Here is a 4,165-nt window from a genome sequence, read left to right as displayed (position 1 = left end):
GGCTCCCACAGCACAAGCTGGTAAGGCCCCCGGCAGACCACCGGGTGATAGGTCGGATGTGGAAGCACAGCAATGTGCGGAGCTGACCGATACTAATAGGCCGAGGGCTTGTCATCACACACAAACTCTGCTCCAAGGCGATGATATCGCCTTGAATGATGTTTCGCGCCCACTGTGAGGTCTCTCGAGACACCAACACCAACCGCACACACCCTTGTGTGGGGTGTTGGACATCTCCATAGAGTTTCGGTGGCCACAGCGGTGGGGAAACACCCGGTCCCATTCCGAACCCGGAAGTTAAGCCCACCAGCGCCGATGGTACTGCACCCGGGAGGGTGTGGGAGACTAGGACGCCGCCGGACAACCACACACGAAGGCCCCCGCACCACTAGGTGACGGGGGCCTCGTGCATTTCACGACCATTCCAGGACGTGCCCGGCACCGTGGCCGGCGATGCCGCGTTGTTCGGTGCGGCGGTGCCCAGCCTCTAGGGTGGGGCGCATGTGTGGAATCGTCGGGTACGTCGGAGCCAAGACCGCCGCGGAGGTCGTCGTCGAGGGCCTGCGACGCATGGAGTACCGCGGCTACGACTCGGCCGGCGTCGCGATCGCGGCCGACGGTCGGCTGTCGGTGGCCAAGAAGGCTGGCAAGCTGGCCAACCTCGAGGCGGCCATCGCCGAGCAGCCGCTGCCGGACGCCGGCACCGGGATCGGCCACACCCGCTGGGCCACCCACGGTGCCCCGAACGACGTCAACGCCCACCCGCACGTGGCGGACTCAGGACGCGTCGCCGTCATCCACAACGGCATCATCGAGAACTTCATGAGCCTGCGCGCCGAGCTGGAGGCCGCCGGGACCCACTTCCTCTCCCAGACCGACACGGAGGTCGTCGCCCACCTGCTCGGAGCCGAGCTGGACGGCGGCGCCGACCTCGCCGCGGCGATGCGTGCGGTGTGCCGTCGTCTCGAGGGCGCGTTCACCCTGGTCGCCGTCGACGCCCAGGACCCCGGCACCGTCGTCGCCGCCCGGCGCAACAGCCCGCTCGTGGTCGGGCTCGGGGAAGGGGAGAACTTCGTCGCCTCCGACGTCGCCGCCTTCATCGAGCACACCCGCGACGCCGTCGAGCTCGGCCAGGACCAGCTGGTCGTCATCACCGCCGACTCCTGGGCCGTCACCGACTTCGCCGGCGAGCCCGCCGCCTGCAAGCCCTTCCGCGTCGAGTGGGACCTGTCCGCGGCGGAGAAGGGCGGCTACGACTGGTTCATGCGCAAGGAGATCTTCGAGCAGCCGAAGGCGGTCGCCGACACGCTGCTCGGCCGGCTGGGCGAGGACGGCGAGCTGGTGCTGGACGAGGTCCGCATCAGCACCGACGAGCTCCGCCGCATCGACAAGATCATCATCATCGCCTGCGGCACCGCCTCCTACGCCGGCCTCGTCGCCAAGTACGCCATCGAGCACTGGACCCGCATCCCCTGCGAGGTGGAGCTGGCCAGCGAGTTCCGCTACCGCGACCCGATCGTCAGCTCCACCACGCTGGTGGTGGCGATCAGCCAGTCCGGTGAGACCGCCGACACCCTGATGGCGATCCGGCACGCCCAGCAGCAGAAGGCCAAGGTGCTCGCCATCTGCAACACCAACGGCTCCACCATCCCCCGCGAGGCCGACGCGGTCATCTACACCCACGCCGGGCCCGAGATCGCGGTGGCCTCCACCAAGGGCTTCCTCACCCAGGTGGTCGCCTGCTACCTGCTCGGGCTCTACCTGGCCCAGGTGCACGGCACCAAGTTCGGGGACGAGATCAAGGCGGTGCTCGCCGAGCTGGAGGCGCTGCCCGGGCAGATCCAGCACGTCCTCGACTCCACCACCGACCAGGCCCGCGAGCTCGCCCAGGAGCTGGTGGACGCGCCGTCGGTGCTCTTCCTCGGCCGCCACGTCGGGTACCCGATCGCGCTCGAGGGCGCGCTCAAGCTCAAGGAGCTGGCCTACATCCACGCCGAGGGGTTCGCCGCCGGCGAGCTCAAGCACGGCCCGATCGCGCTGATCCAGGACCGGCTGCCGATGTTCGTGGTGGTGCCGCCCCGCGGCCGGGACATGCTGCACGACAAGGTGGTCTCCAACATCCAGGAGGTGCGCGCCCGCGGCGCCCGCACCATCGTGCTGGCCGAGCTGGACGACTCCGAGCCGCGGCCCTACGCCGACACGCTGATCCGGCTCCCCTCGGTCTCCACCCTGCTGCAGCCGATGCTGGCCATCGTCCCGCTGCAGGTGTTCGCCTGCGAGCTGGCCACCCTCAAGGGCCACGACGTCGACCAGCCGCGCAACCTCGCCAAGTCCGTCACGGTCGAGTGAGCACGGTGGGCACCAGGAGTCGACGGTGATCGTCGGCGTCGGGGTCGACCTCTGCGAGATCGCCCGCTTCGACGCGGCCGAACGCCGCCACCCCGCGCTGACCAGCCGCTGCCTGACGCCGCGCGAGGCCGGGCTGTCGCTGGCCTCGAGGGCCGGCCGGTTCGCGGCCAAGGAGGCGCTGGCCAAGGCGCTGTTCGCCCCCGGCGGGTTGTCGTGGCACGACGCGGAGGTGGTCGCCGACGCCAACGGCGCCCCCTCGTTCCTGCTGCGTGGCACGGTGCTCGCCCGCGCCCAGGCCCTCGGCATCACGCGCACCCACCTGTCGATCTCCCACGACGCCGGGCACGCGGTGGCCATGGTCGTCTGCGAGGCTTGAGGACGCACCCCCACGCGACCCCGGAGGACCCATGCTGAGCGCCCACCGTGCCGAGGACGTCCGCCGCGCCGAGGAGGCCCGGATGGCCGAGCTGGAGCTGCTGGGGCGCGACCCGGGTGAGCTGATGCAGACGGCGGCGGCCGCCGTGGCCGCGACCGCGCTGCGGATGCTGCCCCGCCGCTACGGCGCCCGGGTCCTCGTCCTGGCCGGCAGTGGCAACAACGGTGGGGACGCCCTGTTCGCCGGCGCCCGGCTGCGCGCCCGCGGCGTCGAGGTGTGGGTCGGCGCCACCTCCGACCGCGGCCTGCACGCCGGCGGCGAACGAGCCTGCCGGCGGGCCGGTGCCCGCTTCCTCTCCCGCGATGAGCTGGTGCCCGCGCTCACCGGCGGCCGGCTCGACCTCGTGGTCGACGGCGTCCTCGGTCTGGGCAGCCGGGGCGGGCTGCCCGACGACGTCGCCGTCCTGGCCGACGCGCTGGGAGAGCCCGGTGCGCCGCCCGTGCTGGCGGTCGACCTGCCGTCGGGGCTCCAGGCCGACGCGAGCCGGGTCGACCGGTCCTTCCGGGCCGCGCGGACGGTCACCTTCGGCACCTCCCGGATCGCCCACCTCACCAGCCCGGCCCGGGAGCGGTGCGGAGCGGTCGAGGTGGTCGACCTCGGGCTGACGCTGCCGGCGCCGGCGCTGCGGCAGTGGCAGGCCGTCGACGTGGCCGCGGCCTACCCGGTGCCCGGGCCGACCGACCACAAGTACACCCGCGGCGTGGTCGGGCTGGACACCGGCTCCGAGCAGTACCCCGGGGCCGCCCTGCTCGGCGTGCTCGGCGCCGTCCACGGCGGCGCGGGGATGGTGCGCTACCTCGGCTCGGCCACCGTCACCACCGAGGTGCCCAACGTCGTCACCGCCGACGGCCGGGTGCAGGCGCTGGTGCTCGGCTCGGGCTGGGGCAGCGGCGAGGACGCCGAGGACCGGCTGCGGCAGGCCTTCCACCGGGTCGCGGGGGAGGGTTCGGCGCTGCTGCTGGACGCCGACGCGCTGGCGGTGCTGCCGGCCGCGCTGGACGGCGGGTCCGGGGAGCGTCCGGCACCCCACCGCTGGCTGCTCACCCCGCACGCCGGCGAGCTGACCCGGCTGCTGCAGCGCGACGTCGACCGCGGCTGGGTCGAGTCCCACCCGGACGAGGCCGCGCAGGAGGCCGCCGACCGGTACCGGGCCACCGTGCTGCTCAAGGGCGGCACCCAGTACGTCGCCCGCCCGCGCCCCGACGACGGGACCGACGTGCCGCCGGTGGACCTGGCCGTGCCCGGACCCGCCTGGACCGGGCAGGCGGGGTCGGGCGACGTCCTCGCCGGTCTGTGCGGTGCCCTGCTGGCCGCCGGGCTGCCGGCCGGCGACGCAGCGGTGGTGGGGGCGTCCCTGCAGGCGCTGGCCGCGGCCCGCCG

Annotated in this window: 3 protein-coding genes and 2 rRNA genes; all 5 read left to right on the top strand. The window is 73.0% G+C overall.

All coding sequences use genetic code 11. From position 1 onward, the window contains the following. Nucleotides 1-116 (top strand): 23S ribosomal RNA (locus tag DVA66_RS17800); the annotation flags it as partial. 129 nt (nucleotides 117-245) lie between these two features. Further along, nucleotides 246-362, top strand: a 5S ribosomal RNA gene (gene rrf / locus DVA66_RS17795). Between the two features lie 139 nt (nucleotides 363-501). Further along, nucleotides 502-2,349, top strand: coding sequence for a glutamine--fructose-6-phosphate transaminase (isomerizing) (glmS, locus tag DVA66_RS17790; protein ID WP_114561249.1), 1,848 nt, complete (start codon nucleotides 502-504; stop codon nucleotides 2,347-2,349). Nucleotides 2,350-2,374: 25 nt separating this feature from the next. After that, nucleotides 2,375-2,725 carry a holo-ACP synthase gene (locus tag DVA66_RS17785; RefSeq protein ID WP_114561248.1) on the top strand — a complete coding sequence of 117 codons (351 nt, stop codon included), beginning with the start codon at nucleotides 2,375-2,377 and terminating at the stop codon, nucleotides 2,723-2,725. 31 nt (nucleotides 2,726-2,756) lie between these two features. Further along, nucleotides 2,757-4,165 (top strand): bifunctional ADP-dependent NAD(P)H-hydrate dehydratase/NAD(P)H-hydrate epimerase (locus DVA66_RS17780; protein ID WP_157974097.1); only part of this gene is annotated, 1,409 nt, incomplete at its 3' end.

The sequence above is a fragment of the Desertihabitans aurantiacus genome, from assembly GCF_003344635.1.
Classification (GTDB): domain Bacteria; phylum Actinomycetota; class Actinomycetes; order Propionibacteriales; family Propionibacteriaceae; genus Desertihabitans; species Desertihabitans aurantiacus.
Note: the sequence above shows the minus strand (reverse complement) of the source record. Positions and strands in the feature narration are given on the sequence as shown.

What these genes read in the sequence shown, in the direction of transcription:
- glmS (WP_114561249.1), top strand. Translation starts at nt 502, where the DNA reads ATGTGTGGAATCGTCGGGTACGTCGGAGCCAAGACCGCCGCGGAGGTC.